Source organism: Halomonas cupida, assembly GCF_900142755.1.
GTDB lineage: Bacteria > Pseudomonadota > Gammaproteobacteria > Pseudomonadales > Halomonadaceae > Halomonas > Halomonas cupida.
Genome location: NZ_FRCA01000015.1, coordinates 43623 through 63153, shown reverse-complemented (window position 1 = coordinate 63153; position 19531 = coordinate 43623). Strand labels below are relative to the sequence as shown.

Below are 19531 nucleotides of genomic sequence, written 5' to 3'. Positions count from 1 at the left end.
AGAGATTGTCATGCGGATACCAACCACGAGAAGAACAACGCAAAACATGGCACCGCAGCGGTCAAGCTATCGATACGGTCCATGACTCCACCGTGGCCGGGGAGCAGTTGACTGGAATCCTTGATCCCACGATAGCGCTTGAGCATGCTCTCCAGCAGATCACCCAGCACAGAGGCCATGGTAACCAGCAGCGTCAGCAGGATCAGCAACAGTGTTGCGACAGGACTCCACTGGTGCGCCATCGCGAAGCCCAGCGCCAGCACAGCAGTCACCGCCATGCCGCCATAGACGCCTTCCCAGGACTTGGCAGGACTGACACTGGGAGCCAGCTTGCGGCGGCCGAAGGCCCGGCCGCAGAAGTAGGCGCCGATATCGGCCCCCCAAACGACCAGCAGCACAAACAGCAACCAGATTGCGCCATTGTCGCGCAGGACATTGAAGCCCACCCAAGTGGGGATCAGCACCCAGGCGCCCATCGCCAGGCGCACTGCGGTGGATGACCATTGCGCCTGTCGCTTTGGGTGGCCGACCACCCACCACAGGTTGACCAGCCAGCCCAGCCCACCAACGGCCAGAATGGCCCCGGACTGGGCGAAGCCACCCAGCCACAGGCCCAGCATCATGGCCCCCAGAACAACGGCGACCAGGCTTCGCGACGCCTGCCCGAACAACCCGGCGAGATTGCCCCACTCCCAGCCGGCAAGCATGACGATACCCGCCGTGAAAACGGCAAACCAGGCGCCATCGAGGCCGAACAGGCCGAGCAATGCCAGCGGCGCCAGCCAGGCGGCGGTGATGACTCTCTGCCTAAGCACCCTGAGCCTCGTCGATCTGTTCGTCAGTCATGCCGAAACGGCGTTTGCGCTGGCAGAAGTCCTCCAGCGCATCGTCAAAGGCTTCGCCGTCAAAATCAGGCCACAGCACCTGCGTGAAATAGAGCTCTGCATAGGCCAGCTGCCACAGCAGGAAGTTGGAGATTCGACGCTCACCACTGGTACGGATACACAGATCAACCGGAGCTGCATCGGCCAGACCGAGCTGCTGACCAAAGGACTGCTCATCAATACTGGCCGGATCAAGCTCACCAGCCGCTGCCTGTTCTGCCAGATGGCGTGCCGCCCGGGCGATGTCCCATTGGCCACCGTAGTTGGCCGCAATGGCCAGGTGCAGCCCGCGGTTGTCGCGAGTCAGCGCCTCTGCCTCGCGGATATGCTTCTGAATCGCATTGGAAAAACCGGAGGTATCACCGATCACGGAGAGGCGGATATCGTGCTGATGAAGCTTCTTCACCTCGCGCTTCAACGCCATCAGGAACAACTCCATCAAGGCATTGACCTCGGCCACGGGGCGTTTCCAGTTCTCGCTGGAAAAGGCGAACAGGGTCAGCGTCTCGATACGCCTCTCCGCCGCACGCCGAATCACGGCACGTACGGCCTCGACGCCGGCATGGTGACCGCGTACTCCAGACATGCCTCGGGCACGTGCCCAGCGATTGTTGCCATCCATGATGACAGCGACGTGGCGCGGAAGATTGGCATCTGCCGGCAGCGGGCGAAGATGGTCAGATGACTGTGACGTCATGGTGTCTCGCAAGGCGGTTGAGTCAGTTCCCGGGGTCGAGGCCCCGGGACGGTCACGGCAGATCAGCCTTCAGGATCAGCGGTGTTAGACCTGCATCAGGTCCTCTTCCTTGGAACTCAGCGCCTTGTCGATTTCAGCCACATAACGATCAGTGAGCTTCTGCACTTCGTCTTCGCCCTGACGCTGCTCGTCCTCGGAGATCGACTTGTCCTTGAGCAGTGACTTGAGGTCGTTGTTGGCATCACGACGCACGTTACGCACCGCGACACGTGCGTTCTCGGCTTCACTGCGTGCCTGCTTGATGTAGCCCTTCCGAGTCTCCTCGGTGAGCATCGGCATCGGCACCCGAATGACATTACCCGCGGTCGACGGGTTGAGTCCCAGATCGGAGGTCATGATGGCCTTTTCGACCTTGGGCACCATGTTCTGTTCCCAAGGGATCACGGCGAGCGTGCGGGCATCCTCAGTGTTGATCTGAGCCACCTGGTTGATCGGCACATTGGAGCCGTAGTAGTCCACCTGCACGGAATCCAGAATGCTGGAATGTGCACGGCCGGTACGGATCTTGTTGAAGTTGTGGTGCAGAGCGTCAAGGCTCTTCTTCATGCGCGCTTCTGCATCTTTCTTGATGTCGTTGATCACGATCTTACCCTCTATCAATCAGCGTGCCTTCCTTGCCACCTACCACCAGGTTGAGCAAAGCGCCAGGCTTGTTCATGTTGAAGACCCGGACCGGCATGTCATGGTCACGTACCAGGCAGATGGCGGTCAAATCCATTACCCCGAGCTTCTGCTCAAGGGCATCATCATAGGACAGCTGATCGTACTTGACGGCATCCGCGTGCTTGACCGGATCCTTGTCGTAGACCCCATCCACCTTGGTGGCCTTGACCACCACGTCGGCATCGATCTCGATACCACGCAGGCAGGCGGCGGAATCCGTGGTGAAGAAGGGGTTTCCGGTACCCGCAGAGAACAGTACCACGTCCCCGGAGGTGAGGTAGCGAATCGCCGTACGACGATCATAGTGCTCCACCACGCCACTCATGGGAATCGCTGACATCACCCGGGAACGAATGTTGGAGCGTTCCAGCGCATCACGCATCGCCAGGGCATTCATCACTGTTGCCAGCATGCCCATGTGGTCGCCGGTGACCCTTTCCATGCCCGCTTCATGCAGTGCAGCACCCCGGAACAGGTTACCACCGCCAATCACGATGCCCACCTGAACACCGATTCCCACCAGTTGCCCGATCTCGAGCGCCATGCGATCCAGCACCTTGGGGTCGATACCGAACTCCGCATCGCCTGTCAGTGCCTCTCCGGACAACTTCAACAGAATCCGCTTGTACTTCGATACATCAGCGCGTGGCTTGTCGGGCCTGGCAAGTGGGGTAGAGTCGGCGCTACTCATGGTATGTCTCCGCTTCTGGCTGTGCTCGGTCGGCCATACCGACCTCTGTCACATACACGATGGCGTGCGCTCTCGCGCACGCCATCATCAACACACTGGAACTTCTGACCTCAGCTACGCTTGGCCTGTTCCATAACTTCCTTCGCGAAGTCGACTTCTTCCTTCTCGATGCCTTCACCCACCTCGAAGCGGGTAAAGCCGACCACTTCACCACCAGCAGCCTTGACGAATTCGGCAACGGTAACGTTGGGGTCCTTGACGAAGGCCTGCTCGGTCAGGCTGTTCTCGGCGAGGTACTTCTTCAGACGGCCTTCAACCATCTTCTCGGCGATCTGCGCAGGCTTGCCGGCCATATCGGGCTGAGCAAGGATGACGTCCTTCTCGGCATCCAACTGGGACTGCGGCATATCTTCCGGACGGGCCACGGCCGGGTTGATCGCAGCAACGTGCATGGACACGTCCTTGGCGGCTTCCTGAGTACCACCGGTGAGCACGGTCAGCACGCCGATACGGCCACCGTGAACGTAGGCACCCACCAGGTTGCCTTCGCTGGCGTTGACCACCGCAGCACGACGCACGCCGATGTTCTCACCGATCTTCTGGACCAGCTGCTCGCGAGCAGTTTCCAGCTCTCCGCTGGTCACGGCGGCCACGTCTTCGCTCTTCGCGGCGAAGAAGGCATCGGCAACCTTGTCGGCGAACGCCTTGAAGTTGTCGTCACGAGCGACGAAGTCAGTCTCGGAGTTGATCTCGACCATCACGCCGTAGCTGCCGTCTTCGGCAACACGCGTCACGACCACGCCTTCAGCGGCAGTACGGCCCGCCTTCTTGGCGGCCTTGAGACCGGAGTTCTTGCGCAGGTCGTCGATCGCACGCTCGATATCACCGTCAGCTTCGGTGAGTGCCTTCTTGCACTCCATCATGCCGAGACCGGTACGCTCGCGCAGTTCCTTGACCTGGGAGGCGCTGATAGCTGCCATGGTATTCACCTCTAGTGGTTCGACCTTGGTGTCGGTTAGGGAAACATGGCTCGAATGCCGGCAGACGAATCACTGCGGGCGGCCCGGCCAGTGCTTCCTCAAGTCGCGGGGAGACATACACCCGCGGCCTGAAAGTAGAGAAAAGGGGGCCTCGGCCCCCTTTTGCGCCTGTCCGGCGGAGGTCGCTGACGCGACCGGCTGGCCCAGGCGGGCCGAAGATTACTCGGCAGCAGCGGCGGTGTCGCCTTCACTGCTTTCACTGCTTTCGGTCACTTCGACAAACTCGTCGGGACGACCTTCCTTCGCACGACCACAGGCGTCAGCGATAGCCTTGACGTAGATCTGGATGGCGCGGATGGAGTCATCGTTGCCCGGGATCACGTAGTCAACGCCGTCCGGATCGGAGTTGGTATCAACGATGCCGATAACCGGGATACCCAGCTTGTTGGCTTCGTTGATGGCAATGCGCTCATGATCGACATCGATCACGAACATCGCGTCCGGCAGACCGCCCATTTCCTTGATACCACCGATGGAACGCTCGAGCTTTTCCTGCTCGCGGGTAGCCATCAGGACTTCTTTCTTGGTCAGCTTCTCGAAAGTGCCGTCGCCCTGCATGGTCTCGAGATCACGCAGACGCTTGATGGACTGACGGATGGTCTTGTAGTTCGTCAGCATACCGCCGAGCCAGCGGTGGTTGACGAACGGCTGACCAGCACGGGTCGCTTCTTCCTTGATGATCTTGCTCGCACTGCGCTTGGTGCCGACGAACATGATCTTGTTGTTGGAAGCGGCCATCTTCTCGACCACATCAATCGCTTCATTGAGCGCAGGAAGGGTATGCTCAAGGTTGATGATGTGAATCTTGTTACGAGCGCCGAAGATGTACTTGCCCATCTTCGGGTTCCAGTAACGGGTCTGGTGACCGAAGTGTGCGCCTGCCTTGAGCAGGTCACGCATATTGACGTGTGCCATGGATGACTCCTGAAATATCGGGTTAGGCCTCCACATACCCCATGGATCCGACCATTGACGCAAATCAACGGCACCCGGGACCATGTGACGGTACGTGTGTGTTTTCAAGGCTGGGCGACCACCATTGATCGCCCTGGTTCAACGATTTCCTGTTGACGACACCGCGAATCTTCGGTTGTCGGCATATAAGGCCCGAACAGAATGATCCGCAGGTGAATGGCGATTGCAGGAAAGCGCGCAGCTTTATACCATGGATAGCCTTCAAGTTGAAGTCGCCAGACGTCCTGGATGAGTGCGCAGGTTGACGCACCGCGCAGCCTCCGCTGCATTTCTGCCCCGGATACCGGGCCTCGGCGGGGTCGTCAGGCGCTTCAGCGAAGGCCAGCCCGGCAGGCTATCGCTCAGTGCAGTGCCACGGCTTCTGTTTTCCTTCCAGACCGAGATTCCATGAACGTACCCATCAAGACAGCCGAAGAAATCGAATTGATGCGCGAAGCGGGCCGCCAGGCCGCCAGCGTATTCGAGATGCTCACGCCCCATGTTGTTGCTGGCGTCAGCACTGGCCACCTTGACCATCTGTGCCACGACTATATCGTCAACGAGCTGGGGTCCACGCCCGCACCGCTCAATTATCACGGTTTCCCGAAGTCGATCTGCACCTCGATCAATCACGTGGTCTGCCACGGCATTCCCGATGACGGCAAGAAGCTCAAGAAAGGCGATATCATGAACATCGATATCACCGTCAAGACCGCGGCCGGTTATCACGGCGACTCGAGCATGATGTTCATCATCGGCGACACCATCCAGGGCGAGCGCCTGTGCCGCGTCACTCAGGAATGCCTGTACAAGAGCATGGCATTGGTGCGCCCCGGCGTGCGCCTGTCGGAACTGGCCCGTGTCATCGAGCACCATGCCGACGCCAACGGCTACTCGGTGGTTCAGGATTTCTGCGGCCATGGTATCGGTGCAGGTTTCCACGAGGACCCTCAGGTTCTTCACTATGACGGTTATGCTCCCGAAGCGGACATCGAGCTCAAGGCGGGAATGTGCTTCACCATCGAACCGATGATCAATGTCGGCGACCATCGTACCAAGGTCCTGCGCGACGGCTGGACCGCCGTGACCAGGGACAGGAGCCTGACCGCACAGTGGGAGCACACGCTACTGGTCACCGAAACGGGTGTGGAGGTACTGACTGCCCGTTCCGATGAAGACCTGTCCTTCCTCGAGCGCTGATCCTCCATGCTCCTGCACCACTATCGCTTCACCCCGGACCATGAGCTGTTCGACTTCGACGAGTTCCGGCAACAACTCGATGGCCAGCGCTCGCCGATCGCTCCCTTCAAGGGGGCGCTCAAGGAAATCCAGGCTCGCCTGGACGAACGCTTCCTCAGTGGTACCGATATTCGCGATCTGGTGCGGGGGCGCGCCTGGTGCATGGATCAGCTGCTGGCCATGGCATGGCAGCGTTATCCCGAGCTTGATGATGGTGTTGCGCTGTTGGCGGTCGGTGGTTATGGCCGCGGCGAGCTGCATCCCCACTCCGATATCGACCTGATGTTCCTGCTCGCCAGCGACGACGACACGCCGTATCGCGAGGGGCTGACCACCTTCATCACCTTCCTTTGGGACATCGGTCTCGAGATCGGTCACAGCGTGCGCTCACTGAACGACTGCGAGCGTGAAGCCGAAGCCGATGTCACAGTCATCACCAACCTGCTCGAATCACGCACTCTGGCAGGTCCGGAGCCCCTGCGTCAGGCCATGCGCGAACGACTGTCGCCGGAGCGTATGTGGCCCGCAGACCGCTTCTTCGAGGCCAAGTGGCAGGAACAGATCTCGCGCCACTACCGTTTCAACAACTCCGAGTATCATCTCGAACCCAATATCAAGAGCTCACCGGGTTGTCTGCGCGACATCCAGATGATCGGCTGGGTCGCCAAGCGCCATTTCGACACCGAGAGTTACGAGGATGTGGTCGCCCGCGGCTTCATGAACGATGCCGAGCATCGCATCCTCAGCCAGGGGCAGGCCTTCCTGTGGCAGGTCCGATACGCCCTGCACATGCTGACCGGCCGCGCCGAAGACCGCCTGCTGTTCGACCACCAGAACACCATCGCCGAACTGTTCGGTTACCACGACACTCCCGAGCGCCTCGCGGTGGAACAGTTCATGAAGCGCTACTACCGCCATGTCACGGCCCTGGCCGGACTCAATGACATGCTGCTGCAGCACTTCGATGAAGTGATCCTGCGGCCGCGCATTCCGCTGGAAGTCACGCCTCTCAACGAGCGCTTCGAGATCGCCGGTGGCTATATCCAGGCCCGCTCACGGGCGGTGTTCCGCAACCAGCCCTCAGCGTTGCTCGAGTTGTTCTATCTCATGGCCGAGCACCCCGAGATCGAGGGTGTGCGTGCCGACACCATCCGCCTGATACGCGACCACCGCCACCTGATCGACGACCTGTATCGCGATGACCCCGAGCACCAGGCGCTGTTCATGGCATTGATGCGCTCCAACGGCAATGTGGCACGTCAGCTCAGGCGCATGAACCGTTATGGCGTGCTCGGCAAGTACCTGCCGGCATTCGGCCAGGCCGTGGGGTTGATGCAACACGACCTGTTCCACATCTACACTGTCGATGCCCACACCCTGCGTCTTCTCAAGTGCCTCCACGGCATGCGCAAGCCCGAAGCCAAACGCGAATTCCCGGTCGCCGCAACGCTGATTCACCAGCTACCTCGCATGGACATCCTGTGGATCGCCGGACTCTTTCATGACATCGGCAAGGGCCGTGGTGGTGATCACTCACTGATCGGGGCCCGGGATGTCGAAGCCTTCGCCGAGAGCCATGGCATCACCCAGCGTGATACCCGGCTACTCAGTTGGTTGGTGGAGAACCATCTGCTGATGTCGATGATCGCCCAGAAGCGCGACATCACCGATCCCGACGTGATTCGTGATTTCGCCGCTGCTGTGGGTGATGAAACCCGCCTCGACTATCTATACGTGCTGACGGTGGCCGATATCAACGCCACCAACCCGACCCTGTGGAACGGCTGGCGGGCATCGCTGCTGCGCCAGTTGCACACCGAAGCGCGGCGTGCGTTGCGCCGAGGCCTCGAAAACCCGCTGGAGCGGGAAGACTGGGTGCGCGAAACCCGAGAGGAAGCTCGCTCCCTGCTCAGCGTCATCGGCGAGGACATGACCCGGGTCGATGCCCTTTGGCAATCCCTGGGCGAGGACTTCTTCCTGCAGTATGCGCCCAGTGAAGTGGTGTGGCAGACCCAAGGAATCCTCGCCCATGAGAATCAACCACCTCCCCTGGTCCTGATCAATGCCCCCACTGCCGACATGGCCGAAGGCGGCACCAAGGTCTTTATCCACACCCATGCGGTCGACAACCTGTTTGCAGCCACTGCCGCCGCCATGGAACAACTCGGGCTGTCGATCCATGATGCCCGCATTGCCACCTCCAACAACGACTGGACGCTGAATACCTTCATCGTGCTTGATGACCAGGGACGCGCCATTCGTGACCCGGGACGCCTGGAGGAGATTCGCCGTCATCTGTTCGAGGAGCTCGATGACCCCGATGACTATCCGACCATCGTGACCCGGCACACTCCCCGCCAGCTCAAGCACTTCAAGGTCCCCACTCAGGTCGCCATCGAGCAGGACCCGGGCAGCGATCGCACCATGCTCGAGCTGACCGCTCCTGACCGTCCAGGCCTGCTGGCCAGAGTCGGTGGCATCTTTCTCGAACAGGGCATTTCCCTGTCCGCCGCCAAGATTGCTACTCTCGGCGAACGCGTCGAGGACGTCTTCTACATCACCGATCGGCGCGGGGACCCGCTCACCGACCCCGAGCGCCAGCAGCAGCTTCGTGAACGCCTGATCGAGGTGCTCAGCATTCAGGGCTGACTGTCTCTTCAGACGGTGGCCACCAGCGGCAGAAGGTGATCCCTGGTGAGCGGTGCCAGGGGCAGCAGTTCCGCTTCCTCCGTCGTCACCCAGCACAGCTCTTCGATCTCGGCTGCCGCCTGCAGCTCTCCCGTCATACAGGCACGATATACATGTGCCTCGATCTGATGCCCCGGCTCATTGGCCGCAGGCGCGGTGAAGATTCCCAATGGCTGAAGATGGTCGGGGAACTGCCCCAGCTCCTCCTGGAGCTCCCGCACCAATGCTGCCTCAGGCGCCTCACCCGGCTCCATCTTTCCACCTGCCTGCATGAAGGCATCGGTGTTACGCTTGCGCACCAGCAACAGACGTCCTTCCTCGTCTTCAATCAAGGCGGCGGCAATCCTGATGATGGAATCCTGAGCAGACATGCTTTCTCCTGATGGGTCTGAAACCGGATGAACCAGTGAGGCATCTCCCTGGGGCATGGCATTTTCGCATAGCCTCACACAACTTGTGGCAATAACATTTCGACACAGCGAGGGCTGTTCCGACACAGTTGACCTCGAACAGCATAACCATTCACTGATATTCTTCTTCAGCCGAACGGAACCCCATGCCGTCTGCATTGCCGAATGTTCGAGTCGACCGAGAACGTCGAGACGACTCATTTTTCTTCCTCACCGATCAGCACAATAGATGGTCAATTCCGCGATACATGCGTCATCAGGATGGTTGCTGCGCACAGCATGTCTTCTGCTGCTGCTTCCCGGCATCACGCTCGGACGTGAATCGCCGGAACAGACGGTCTCTCTGTCCAGGGAGTTGCTGACCCAGCCTGCCGACGACCTTCCCGCTTCTCGTGAGACCTCGAGACACTCGACGGGCCGCAATCAGGGCGTTACAGCAGGATTCCTGTCCTATGACGTGGACGCCAACCAGCGTCGCAAGGCCGATGACAGCAGGTCACGCCGCTACAACCTCAACTACACCCTCGGCTTCAACGCCGGCGCCTGGCGGCTGCGCCACAATGCCAATGCCAGGATCGACGAGGAGCAGCGCGGCTATGACGTCATCAGCAGCTACGCACAGCATGACCTCTCGCGATTCAACTCACGCCTGACCCTGGGCCAGTATTCAACACCGGCTGAGTTGTTCGACGGGGTAGACTTCAGTGGCGTCCAGCTACGCAGTGATGAGCAGATGCGTCCCATGAACCAGCGCGGTTATGCTCCAGTGGTGCGTGGCGTGGCACGTACGTCGGCAACGGTAACCGTCTCCCAGCAGGGCTCGGTGATCTATGAGACTCAAGTGCCCCCTGGCGAATTCATCATTCATGACCTGCAGGCACCGAAGGACTCCGGCGATCTTGATGTCGTGGTCAGTGAGGCCGACGGCAGCAATCACCACTTCACTGTGCCCTACCTGACGCAAGTGGATCTGCTACGGCCGGGCAACTCGCGTTACAGCTTCAGCCTGGGCCGACTGCGTGAGCAACAGCATGTCGATGGCCCCTGGTTCGGTCAGAGCACCTGGCGTCACGGAGTGAACAACTATTCCAGCCTGTATACCGGGGGTGTGCTGGCGGAAGGCTATACGGCACTCACGGCCGGAAGCGCTGCAGCGACGCCCTTTGGCGCTCTCAGCGCCGACATTACTTCCTCCACTGCCAGTGACATGCTGGATGATGATGGCACCCGCAGGACTCTGCAGGGTGAGAGCTACCGCCTCGGATACAGTCACCACCTGTCGGCCACCGATACCTCCCTTGCCCTCGCCGCCTATCGCTTTTCCAACGAAGACTACGTCAGCCTCGACGACTTCGCCTGGCAGGACGACGATGACGGCGCGCGCGAACAGAATCGCTTTCAACTGACCGTCAGCCAACCGGTAGGCAGCTGGGGTCAACTCGACCTGAGTGGCACTGGCCGACACTACTGGGACAGCGATGACCAGGCCACCACCTATCAGTTGGGATACCGCCGCGACTTCAACTGGGGAAACCTGTATCTCAGTGCCAGTCAGGACATCAAGAACGATGAACCCAGTAGCCTCTATCTGGCCAGTGTGACGCTGCCACTGGGTCTGGCCAGCCAGAGTCCCGACGTGACAGCCAGCTCCAGTTTCGGCAGTGAAGACCCAACACGCTTCCGCACCAGCATCGGCGATGAGTTCGGGGCAGCTCATCAGGCCAACTACCAGGTCCATGCCAGCCTGGTAGGAGAACAGGGCACCCAGCTCGATGACTATGGCGCCAACCTGCAGTGGAAGACTCCTGCCACCCTGTTCGGTATCAATGCCAGCCGGGAAGGCGATGGCAATCAATACAGCGGGTCGCTGAGCGGCACCTTACTGGCACATTCGGGAGGGCTGCTGCTGAGCCCCAATCGTGGTGAAACCATGGTGCTGGTCCAGCCGCGCCACGGTCGCCGAGTCAGAACCAGCGACTCACTCCAGAGCTATATCAGCGCCAGCAGTGATGCCCTGATGGCGGGGCTGACTCCCTACCAGGCCAACAACATCGAGTTCGATACCACTCGCGACAATCGCTGGCATCTCGCGACACGCGAGGTCATTCCCACCCAGGGCGCCATCATCGTCATTCATCCGGACGACTATCCTCAAGAAGAGCTCGAACTGTATGAGGAAATACGTCTGGACACAAACGCCAGTGATGGAGGTTATTAACCCAACATAAAAGCATGCCGGGTTAATATCCAGCTCGGCATGCCATCATGCTTCACCATGCCCCCAACGGTTGCCACGACGAAGTTTGAGGCAATCTGTCGGCTTCCCTATAATCGGGAGCCCGGCGCTTTGCGCGCCTCGCGGCGCCGATGGGCGCCAGCACATGAACGATATGCCGGCCTCGTGTTACGGCATCACAACGACGCCCTGAAGGGCGCGCCTGGACACCCATGAACCCCGATATCGACGCCCTCAAGCCGTACCCTTTCGAGCGTCTAGCGGCGCTGAAAGCTGGACTGACACCGCCTGCCGGCCTGGCCCATCGTCCGCTGACCATTGGTGAGCCTCAGCATCCCCCCTATCAGGCGGCGCTTGATGCGCTGGTGCAGTATCAGCAGGAGTTCGCGCGCTACCCTGCCACCACAGGGCTTCCCGAGTTACGCCAGGCCATGGCCCGCTGGGCAACGCAGCGCTTTTCTCTTGACCAGCTCGATGCCGAGCGCGAGATCATTCCGGTCAACGGCACCCGCGAGGCGATCTTTGCCTTCGTGCAGGCCAGCCTGGACCGTGGCCGCCCGGCTCGGGTAGCCGTGCCCAACCCCTTCTATCAAATCTATGAGGGGGCAGCACTGCTCGCCGGAGGGATGCCGCTCTACCTGGACTGCAACGCGGACAACGGTTTTCGCCCCGATTTCGATGCCATCGGCCCGGACACCTGGCGCGAGGTGCAGTTGGTGTTCCTGTGTTCGCCGGGCAATCCGACCGGTGCGGTCACCCCAATGGCGGATTTCCAGCGCCTGATCCAGTTGGCGGATAAATATGACTTCATCATCGCCTCGGACGAGTGCTACTCCGAGCTGTATCTCGATGAGCAGACGCCACCCCCCGGCTTACTGGAGGCCGCTGCCGCTCTGGGGCGTCACGACTATCATCGTTGCGTGGTCTTCCATTCGCTGTCCAAACGCTCCAATCTACCCGGTCTGCGCTCAGGATTCGTTGCCGGTGATGCGCAACTGATCGAGCGTTTCAAGCGCTACCGAACCTACCACGGCTGCGCCATGGCCTTGCCGATCCAGCAGGCGTCCATCGCCGCCTGGTCCGATGAACAGCATGTCCGTGACAATCGCGATGCCTACCGCGAGAAGTTTGCCGCCGTCACCGATATCCTTGCCCCGGTGCTGGACTTTCCCCGGCCCGAGGCCAGTTTCTATCTGTGGCCGGCGGTTCCCGAGGGTGACGATGAAACCTTTACCAGACGCCTGTTCCAGGAAGCTCACGTCAGCGTGCTACCCGGAAGCTATATGGGCCGGCCCGGCGTCGATGGCATCAATCCCGGCTCGGGACGTCTGCGCCTGGCACTGGTCGATGAGTTGGAACCGACTCGCGAGGCTGCCGAACGCATCAGGCAATTGATCGAACGTGGCTGATCAACGCTGCCTGAAAACCGGACTGCAACCGCTCCAAAGCGAAGGAAGCACCCCATGCTGACGATCTATGTGATCCACAACTGCGACACCTGCCGCAAGGCGATCAAGGCACTGGATGGCAGCGGTCATCCCTATCAGGTTCATGACCTGCGCAAGGATGGCGTTTCCGCCGCCCTGCTCGAACATATCCTCGAGAAAGTGCCGGTGCTGACGCTACTCAACAAGCGCAGTACCACCTGGCGCAATCTACCGGAAGACGACAAGGCCGATATTGATTCGAACGGTCTGGACTCAAACAAGGCCCGCGCCTTGATGCTGGCCAACCCGACACTGATCAAGCGCCCCTTGCTCGATCTCGGCGATGACATTCGCGTCGGCTATCGCGATGGCGATTACTCCAATCTTTGAATTCGAACCTCTCTGATCACATTCTGACCAAGGACACCCCCATGCTCAGCTTTGCACTCGGTATCGGCACCCAGAACACCCAGGGCGACTGGCTGGAAGTCTACTATCCAGCTCCCCTGATCAACCCCGAGGCCAGCCTGGTTGAAGCCGCTGCCCGCGCCCTTGATGCACCGGGCGGCAGCGCCGTCGTCAGCCTGCTCCCGGAGCACTGCGCCGGGCTTGCCCAGGCACTGCGTGATGCCGGTCACAACGAACAGGCCAGCCTCGCCGACAGCCTCGCGGTCAGCAAGCGTCCGCTGGTCGCCACCTTCATCGACAGCGACGCGGCACCGCAGAATGTGCCTGAGGTCTACCTCAAGCTCCATCTGCTGTCCCATCGTCTGGTCAAGCCGCATGAGCTCGACCTGAGCGGTATGTTCGGCCTGCTGCGCAACATTGCCTGGACCAGCGAAGGCGCCATCGATATCGAGGAACTGCCCACCCGTCGCCTGCGCGCCCGCCTCGAAGGCCGCAGCCTGTCGGTGGACTGTGTCGACAAGTTCCCCAAGATGACCGACTACGTGGTACCGACCGGCGTACGCATCGCCGATACCGCTCGAGTGCGTCTGGGAGCCTACCTCGGGGAAGGCACCACTGTCATGCATGAAGGCTTCGTCAACTTCAACGCCGGAACCGAAGGCCCGGGCATGATCGAAGGCCGTATTTCGGCCGGCGTCATGGTCGGCAAGGGTTCCGACCTGGGCGGTGGCTGCTCGACCATGGGCACCCTGTCCGGCGGTGGTAACCTCGTCATCTCCGTGGGCGAAGGCTGCCTGATCGGCGCCAACGCCGGCATCGGTATTCCGCTGGGTGACCGTTGCACGGTGGAAGCCGGCCTGTATATCACGGCAGGTGCCAAGGTAGCGCTGCTCGACGACCAGGGACAGGAAGTACGTACCCTCGCCGCTCGCGAGCTGGCTGGCCAGAACGATCTGCTGCTGCGCCGCAACTCCCGGAATGGCCGTATCGAGTGCCTGACCAACAAGAGCGCCATCGCACTCAACGAAGCACTCCACGCCCACAATTGATTCATTCCGCGGCGGCTGGGCCAGACAAGCGACAGCCGCCGCCGCCTTCCGGAACCCTGCATGCCAACCACTGAACCTCAATCGCCCAACGTCGACCTGTCCGCGACCCTCGAGCTGGCCATGGAGCTGATCAGCCGTCCTTCCGTCACCCCCGATGACCTGGACTGCCAGGAGTTGATGATCGAACGCCTCGAGCAACTCGGCTTCACCATCGAGCTCCTGCCCTTCGGTGACGTCAAGAACTTCTGGGCGATACATGGCCATCACGGTCCTGTGCTGGCCTTCGCCGGACATACCGACGTGGTACCTTCCGGGCCGGAGCTCCAGTGGAGCACACCACCCTTCGAGCCACTGATCGACGCCGAGGGTATGCTGAGAGGTCGCGGTGCTGCGGACATGAAGGGCAGCCTGGCCGCCATGGTGACCGCGGTGGAACGTTTCGTCAGCACGCACCCGGACCATGATGGCCGCATCGCCTTTCTGGTCACTTCCGATGAGGAAGGTCCGGCCATTGATGGCACCCGAGCCGTCGTCGAGCACCTGCGTGAACGCCACGAGCGCCTCGACTACTGTGTGGTCGGTGAGCCCTCATCCACCGAGCGCCTCGGCGATGTGATCAAGAATGGTCGTCGTGGTTCGCTGGGAGGGATCCTCAAGGTACGCGGCATCCAGGGCCATGTGGCCTATCCGCACCTTGCCCGCAACCCGATCCATCAGATTGCCCCGGCGCTCGATGCTCTGGCCACGGAACACTGGGACTCCGGCAACGACAGCTTTCCGGCGACCAGTTTCCAGATATCCAACATCCGTGCCGGTACCGGCGCGACCAATGTCATTCCTGGCGAAGTCGAAGCCACCTTCAACTTCCGTTTCTCCACCGAGACCAGCGAACAGCAGTTACGTGAACGTACCGAAGCCATACTGCGCGCCCATGATCTCGACTACGACATCAGTTGGACACTCAATGGTGAGCCCTTCCTGACCCGCGAGGGCGCGCTGGTGGAAGCCACCATGGCTGGCGTCGAGGCCATCACTGGCCAGCGCCCGGTGCTCTCCACCAGCGGTGGAACCTCGGACGGTCGTTTCATTGCTACGCTCGGTAGCCAGGTAGTGGAGCTCGGTCCCCGCAATGCCACCATCCATCAGGTCAACGAGTGCGTGCGGGCTGCGGACCTGGATGAGTTGAGTGCCATTTATGAAGCTATTCTGAAGCAACTGTTCGTTGCTCAGGAGACCCGCTGAGGTGTCAATGGAACGCTACCCGGATATCGAGATCTACCTGGCTCCTGCCAATGTCGAGCGCATCAGCGCCTGGCTGGAAACCACCATTACCGCCCCAGCGCTCAAGCCTCACGGCAAGCTCCGCTGGCGTACCGAGGGCAACCACCAGGGCCATGACATCCCGGTACTGCTGGTAGCACGAGCCGCCGATGAATTTGCCAGTCTGTGGATCGACAGCGCCGCCAGCCCCTGGGCCACGGATGGCGACTGCGCCCGTGCAGCGGCTTCAGCACTGGACTGTGAAGTTCGCTGCTCGTTGGGTGGCTGGCATCCCGGGGACGACCCGGATCGCTTTCTTCAAGTGCTGCCGGATGGTAGCGAGGCGATCATCGACTGGCCGGATACCGATTCGCGCTGAGTCGCCCCGGACACAACAGCAATACACGAAAACGCCCCGCTTTCGCGAGGCGTTTCGAATCAACCGCATACCGTAATCAGGTGATGACAGTAACGTCATCTGCCTGCAGGCCACGGTCATTCTGCACCACGTAGTAGCGTACCTTCTGGCCCTCGGCCAGGGTACGATGACCACGCCCGCGAATGGCACGGAAGTGGACGAATACGTCCTCTCCGTCATCACGAGTGATAAAACCGTAGCCCTTGTTGACATTGAACCACTTGACCTCGCCGACCTCGCGATCATCGTCCTCATCTTCGACCAGCGAGGCCCGCTTCGGGGCCAGTGCATTGATTGTCAGCGTCGCTACCAGCAGCAGCACAAATACGACTACTGCTATCGTCACGTATCCCTTGACGAGCTGGTCATCCTGAATGACCGCCAACAGCTGTTCGGTAGCAACACCGGTAACAAGACTGAACAACAGGATAATCAACAGTGGTGACGGGGCGGCCAGCAATAGGCTGACAAGACCACAACGAACAACATCCCTTCTCTTCATGGACCTGAAATACTCTCTTGTCATTGGTTGAAATAGATTGAAAATTAACCAGAACCTCTATAAAACCCCGCAGGGCTTCAGGGTCCTGCTGCACCAGGGCAGACGGCTGACACGATGAACAGTGACACACCGCAACATGAGTCTATCACGGAGACGGAAAATCCGTCCGCAGATACAGCACAAAGGCTTGAAGCACTGGAGAGCCGGCTGGCCTACCAGGAGCACTGGCTGGATAGCCTGGATGCCGCCGTCGCCCAACAGGAGCGACGCCTGATGCAACTCGAGCGACTCAGCAACGCCATGCAGACACGCCTGCAGGAACTGCGCGCCAGCCATGGTGACCTTCAGGGAGATATGCCGGGACCGGAGGACGAATTACCCCCGCACTATTGAGGCTACTCCCGATGACAGGCAGTCCGGGCCGGTGACGAGGAAAGGCCGTCGCTCCGCTGCAACGAACCGGCGGCCTCAGTGCCCTGCCGGGTCAGTCGAAGGAATCACACACGGCGGTGAGCGTCGATGGATCATGCGTCTCGACGTGGGTGACGGCACCATCGCTCATCTCGATGTCGCGACTCCACTGATGGTCCTGTTGCAGCTCGTCACAACTACCCTCGCTGCCACCACCGAAGTTGGAGTCGATCCAGTAATTCACCCTGTAGCTTCCACCCTCTTCGAGGGCGCCGGGGAAATCAAAGGAAAAGGCGGGGTCCGCATCGGCAGAAACTTCACCACTCTGCGTCTCAAGTACTTCACCCGATGACGCCTCGACCAGCGCCACCTGGATCGCCTGACCGCCATGAGGTCCGCCGAAACTGGCATCACCCTGAAAGGTCAGGTCCTGCCCATCGGCGGCCAGGGCGGGAACGGCCATCCAGGGCAATGCAAGCAACAACCCGCGACTGAACAAGGTCCTGTGCATCATATTGCACCTCCCGATCATGGAAAACAGCGAAACAGCCATCCGGCCTGCCGCCCCGAGTGAGGCCAGCAACCGGGTAAGCCCTGTGTCCCAGAATAGTCTCCAGCACCAGCATTTGCTGATATCTTCCTTCACCGGCGTGGGAGTACTCGGAAGGTTGTTGCCGAGGCCGAGGTTACGAGCAGGCTCGCAACCCGGCCAGAGCATGGCTCAGTTCGCCAGGTCGTCCAGGTAACGCTCGACGTCGAGGGCTGCCATGCAACCGCTGCCCGCTGAGGTGATCGCCTGGCGATAGACGTGGTCCATGACGTCACCGGCGGCGAAGACCCCAGGGACGCTGGTCGCGGTGGCATTGCCCTCGAGCCCCGACTGGACCTTGATGTAACCACCCGCCATGTCCAGTTGGCCTTCAAAGATACCGGTGTTCGGGCTATGGCCGATGGCAATGAACACACCCGGAGCCTGGATCTCATGGGTGGTGCCATCATCGACGGATTTCAGACGCGCGCCGGTCACACCAGTGTTATCGCCCAGCACTTCATCGAGGGTGTGGTTCCAGATCAACTCAACGTTACCGTTCTCGGCCTTGTCGAACAGCTTGTCCTGGAGAATCTTCTCTGCACGCAGGCTATCCCGGCGATGCACCAGGGTCACCTTCGAGGCAATGTTGGACAGGTACAGCGCCTCTTCCACGGCGGTGTTACCGCCGCCGACCACGACCACTTCCTGGTTGCGGTAGAAGAAACCATCACAGGTGGCACAGGCAGATACGCCCTGGCCCATGAACTGCTGCTCGGACGGCAGCCCCAGATAACGGGCACTGGCACCGGTGGCAATGATCAGCGCATCACAGGTGTAGGTACCGTTGTCCCCCTTGAGGGTAAAGGGGCGTTGGCGCAGCTCGACCTCGTGAATATGATCGAACAGCACTTCCGTGTCGAAGCGCTCGGCATGACGCTTCATGCGCTCCATCAGTTCCGGGCCCTGAACACCGGCATCATCGCCGGGCCAGTTGTCGACGTCAGTCGTCGTGGTCAGCTGACCGCCCGCCTGCATGCCGGTAATCAGCAGCGGCTTGAGATTGGCTCGCGCGGCATAGACGGCAGCGCTATAGCCTGCCGGGCCGGAACCGAGAATGATCAAACGTTCGTGACGCGCTTCGCTCATGGCAACCTCATGGGGGAAGTGGGAACAGCGTATTATCGGATACTGGGGAGCATCGACGGATCGCTACGGATTCGGCAATACCGACTGCCAGGCAGTCGGTATGACCCAAGCCGCAGGTGGGGGCACAGGCCCCCACCGTCAGACGGTTGTCTGTCTTACAGCGCGGAAGAGTGGGCGCCGAGGTACTTGGCAACGCCTTCGGCGTCAGCGCTCATACCTTCCTTGCCCTCGTCCCAGCCTGCCGGGCAGACTTCGCCGTGCTGCTGGTGATGCTTGAGTGCCTTGACCATACGCAGCATCTCGTCGACGTTGCGGCCCAGAGGCAGGTTGTTGACGGTCTGGTGTTGTACCACACCCTGCTCGTCGATCAGGAAGGACGCACGCATTGCAACGCCAGCCTCCGGATGTTCGATACCGTAGGCCTGAGTGACTTCGTGCTTGACGTCAGCCACGATCGGGAAGCCAACTTCACCGATGCCGCCCGCTTCCGGGCTGGTCAGGCGCCATGCATAGTGGGTGAACTGCGAGTCGATGGAGACACCGATCACTTCAACACCCAGATCCTTGAACTGCTGCAGACGGTTGTCGTGGGCAATGATCTCGGACGGGCAGACAAAGGTGAAGTCCAGCGGCCAGAAGAACAGCACGCGCAGTTTTCCGTTGCTGTCGGACAGTTTGAAGTCTTCCACGATCTCGCCGTTGCCGAGAACTGCAGCTGCTTCGAAGTCAGGGGCTTGACGTCCTACCAGTACGCTCATGTAACACTCCTTGAAGGTCAGAGGATTGAATCGGCGGAAAAAAGGGTTGTCCACTCAA

Annotated in this window: 20 protein-coding genes; 9 read left to right on the top strand and 11 right to left on the bottom strand. The window is 60.5% G+C overall.

What is annotated here, in order from left to right; translation table 11 throughout:
• Positions 1-8: 8 nt before the first annotated feature.
• The 6 genes from BUE38_RS20200 to rpsB form a co-directional block, all read right to left on the bottom strand.
• Positions 9-815: a phosphatidate cytidylyltransferase gene (locus BUE38_RS20200; protein WP_073437047.1), complete on the bottom strand. Its 807-nt coding sequence runs from the start codon at positions 813-815 to the stop codon at positions 9-11.
• Complete coding sequence (uppS, locus tag BUE38_RS20195) at positions 808-1581, bottom strand: polyprenyl diphosphate synthase (protein WP_073437046.1); 774 nt, start codon at positions 1579-1581, stop codon at positions 808-810. The genes BUE38_RS20200 and uppS overlap by 8 nt, the downstream gene beginning before the upstream one ends.
• Positions 1582-1665: 84 nt before the next feature.
• Positions 1666-2223 (bottom strand): ribosome recycling factor, encoded by a 558-nt coding sequence (frr, locus tag BUE38_RS20190; protein ID WP_073437065.1) that lies wholly within the window; start codon positions 2221-2223, stop codon positions 1666-1668.
• A gap of 4 nt (positions 2224-2227) precedes the next feature.
• On the bottom strand, positions 2228-2995 hold the full coding sequence (pyrH, locus tag BUE38_RS20185) for a UMP kinase (protein ID WP_073437045.1): 768 nt from the start codon (positions 2993-2995) through the stop codon (positions 2228-2230).
• A 110-nt stretch (positions 2996-3105) separates the two neighbouring features.
• Complete coding sequence (gene tsf / locus BUE38_RS20180; protein ID WP_073437044.1) at positions 3106-3975, bottom strand: translation elongation factor Ts; 870 nt, start codon at positions 3973-3975, stop codon at positions 3106-3108.
• Between the two features lie 219 nt (positions 3976-4194).
• Complete coding sequence (rpsB, locus tag BUE38_RS20175) at positions 4195-4950, bottom strand: 30S ribosomal protein S2 (protein ID WP_073437043.1); 756 nt, start codon at positions 4948-4950, stop codon at positions 4195-4197.
• Between the two features lie 447 nt (positions 4951-5397).
• Here rpsB and map point away from each other — a divergent pair, with 447 nt between their 5' ends.
• Both map and BUE38_RS20165 read left to right on the top strand, forming a co-directional pair.
• Positions 5398-6189 carry a type I methionyl aminopeptidase gene (gene map, locus BUE38_RS20170; RefSeq protein ID WP_073437042.1) on the top strand — a complete coding sequence of 264 codons (792 nt, stop codon included), beginning with the start codon at positions 5398-5400 and terminating at the stop codon, positions 6187-6189.
• A gap of 6 nt (positions 6190-6195) precedes the next feature.
• Complete coding sequence (locus BUE38_RS20165; protein WP_073437041.1) at positions 6196-8877, top strand: [protein-PII] uridylyltransferase; 2682 nt, start codon at positions 6196-6198, stop codon at positions 8875-8877.
• Between the two features lie 8 nt (positions 8878-8885).
• On the opposite strand, the gene BUE38_RS20160 is transcribed toward BUE38_RS20165, so the two are convergent.
• Entirely contained in the window at positions 8886-9287 is a 402-nt protein-coding gene (locus tag BUE38_RS20160) for an NUDIX hydrolase (protein ID WP_073437040.1), read from the bottom strand.
• Between the two features lie 304 nt (positions 9288-9591).
• Here BUE38_RS20160 and BUE38_RS20155 point away from each other — a divergent pair, with 304 nt between their 5' ends.
• The 6 genes from BUE38_RS20155 to BUE38_RS20130 all read left to right on the top strand — a co-directional run bounded on the left by BUE38_RS20155 (position 9592) and on the right by BUE38_RS20130 (position 16085).
• Positions 9592-11544: a fimbria/pilus outer membrane usher protein gene (locus BUE38_RS20155; RefSeq protein WP_073437039.1), complete on the top strand. Its 1953-nt coding sequence runs from the start codon at positions 9592-9594 to the stop codon at positions 11542-11544.
• Positions 11545-11774: 230 nt separating this feature from the next.
• Positions 11775-12971, top strand: coding sequence for a succinyldiaminopimelate transaminase (gene dapC, locus BUE38_RS20150; RefSeq protein WP_073437038.1), 1197 nt, complete (start codon positions 11775-11777; stop codon positions 12969-12971).
• A gap of 54 nt (positions 12972-13025) precedes the next feature.
• Complete coding sequence (locus BUE38_RS20145; RefSeq protein WP_073437037.1) at positions 13026-13379, top strand: Spx/MgsR family RNA polymerase-binding regulatory protein; 354 nt, start codon at positions 13026-13028, stop codon at positions 13377-13379.
• A 41-nt stretch (positions 13380-13420) separates the two neighbouring features.
• The gene (gene dapD, locus BUE38_RS20140; protein WP_073437036.1) at positions 13421-14446 is read left to right on the top strand and encodes a 2,3,4,5-tetrahydropyridine-2,6-dicarboxylate N-succinyltransferase; all 1026 of its coding nucleotides are present in this window, start codon (positions 13421-13423) and stop codon (positions 14444-14446) included.
• 60 nt (positions 14447-14506) lie between these two features.
• Complete coding sequence (dapE, locus tag BUE38_RS20135; RefSeq protein ID WP_073437035.1) at positions 14507-15688, top strand: succinyl-diaminopimelate desuccinylase; 1182 nt, start codon at positions 14507-14509, stop codon at positions 15686-15688.
• 7 nt (positions 15689-15695) lie between these two features.
• Positions 15696-16085 carry a hypothetical protein gene (locus tag BUE38_RS20130; RefSeq protein ID WP_073437034.1) on the top strand — a complete coding sequence of 130 codons (390 nt, stop codon included), beginning with the start codon at positions 15696-15698 and terminating at the stop codon, positions 16083-16085.
• A 76-nt stretch (positions 16086-16161) separates the two neighbouring features.
• Here BUE38_RS20130 and BUE38_RS23420 read toward each other — a convergent pair whose 3' ends face one another.
• The gene (locus BUE38_RS23420) at positions 16162-16626 is read right to left on the bottom strand and encodes a cold-shock protein (RefSeq protein WP_073437033.1); all 465 of its coding nucleotides are present in this window, start codon (positions 16624-16626) and stop codon (positions 16162-16164) included.
• Positions 16627-16740: 114 nt separating this feature from the next.
• Between BUE38_RS23420 and BUE38_RS20120 the strand changes: the two genes are divergently transcribed.
• The gene (locus BUE38_RS20120; protein ID WP_371860437.1) at positions 16741-17019 is read left to right on the top strand and encodes a SlyX family protein; all 279 of its coding nucleotides are present in this window, start codon (positions 16741-16743) and stop codon (positions 17017-17019) included.
• Positions 17020-17110: 91 nt separating this feature from the next.
• Here the strand turns inward: BUE38_RS20120 and BUE38_RS20115 are convergent, their stop codons facing one another.
• The 3 genes from BUE38_RS20115 to BUE38_RS20105 form a co-directional block, all read right to left on the bottom strand.
• Entirely contained in the window at positions 17111-17551 is a 441-nt protein-coding gene (locus tag BUE38_RS20115; RefSeq protein WP_234987123.1) for a hypothetical protein, read from the bottom strand.
• Positions 17552-17758: 207 nt separating this feature from the next.
• On the bottom strand, positions 17759-18715 hold the full coding sequence (gene trxB, locus BUE38_RS20110; protein ID WP_073437032.1) for a thioredoxin-disulfide reductase: 957 nt from the start codon (positions 18713-18715) through the stop codon (positions 17759-17761).
• A 155-nt stretch (positions 18716-18870) separates the two neighbouring features.
• Complete coding sequence (locus BUE38_RS20105) at positions 18871-19473, bottom strand: peroxiredoxin (protein ID WP_073437031.1); 603 nt, start codon at positions 19471-19473, stop codon at positions 18871-18873.
• Between the last annotated feature and the right edge of the window lie 58 nt (positions 19474-19531).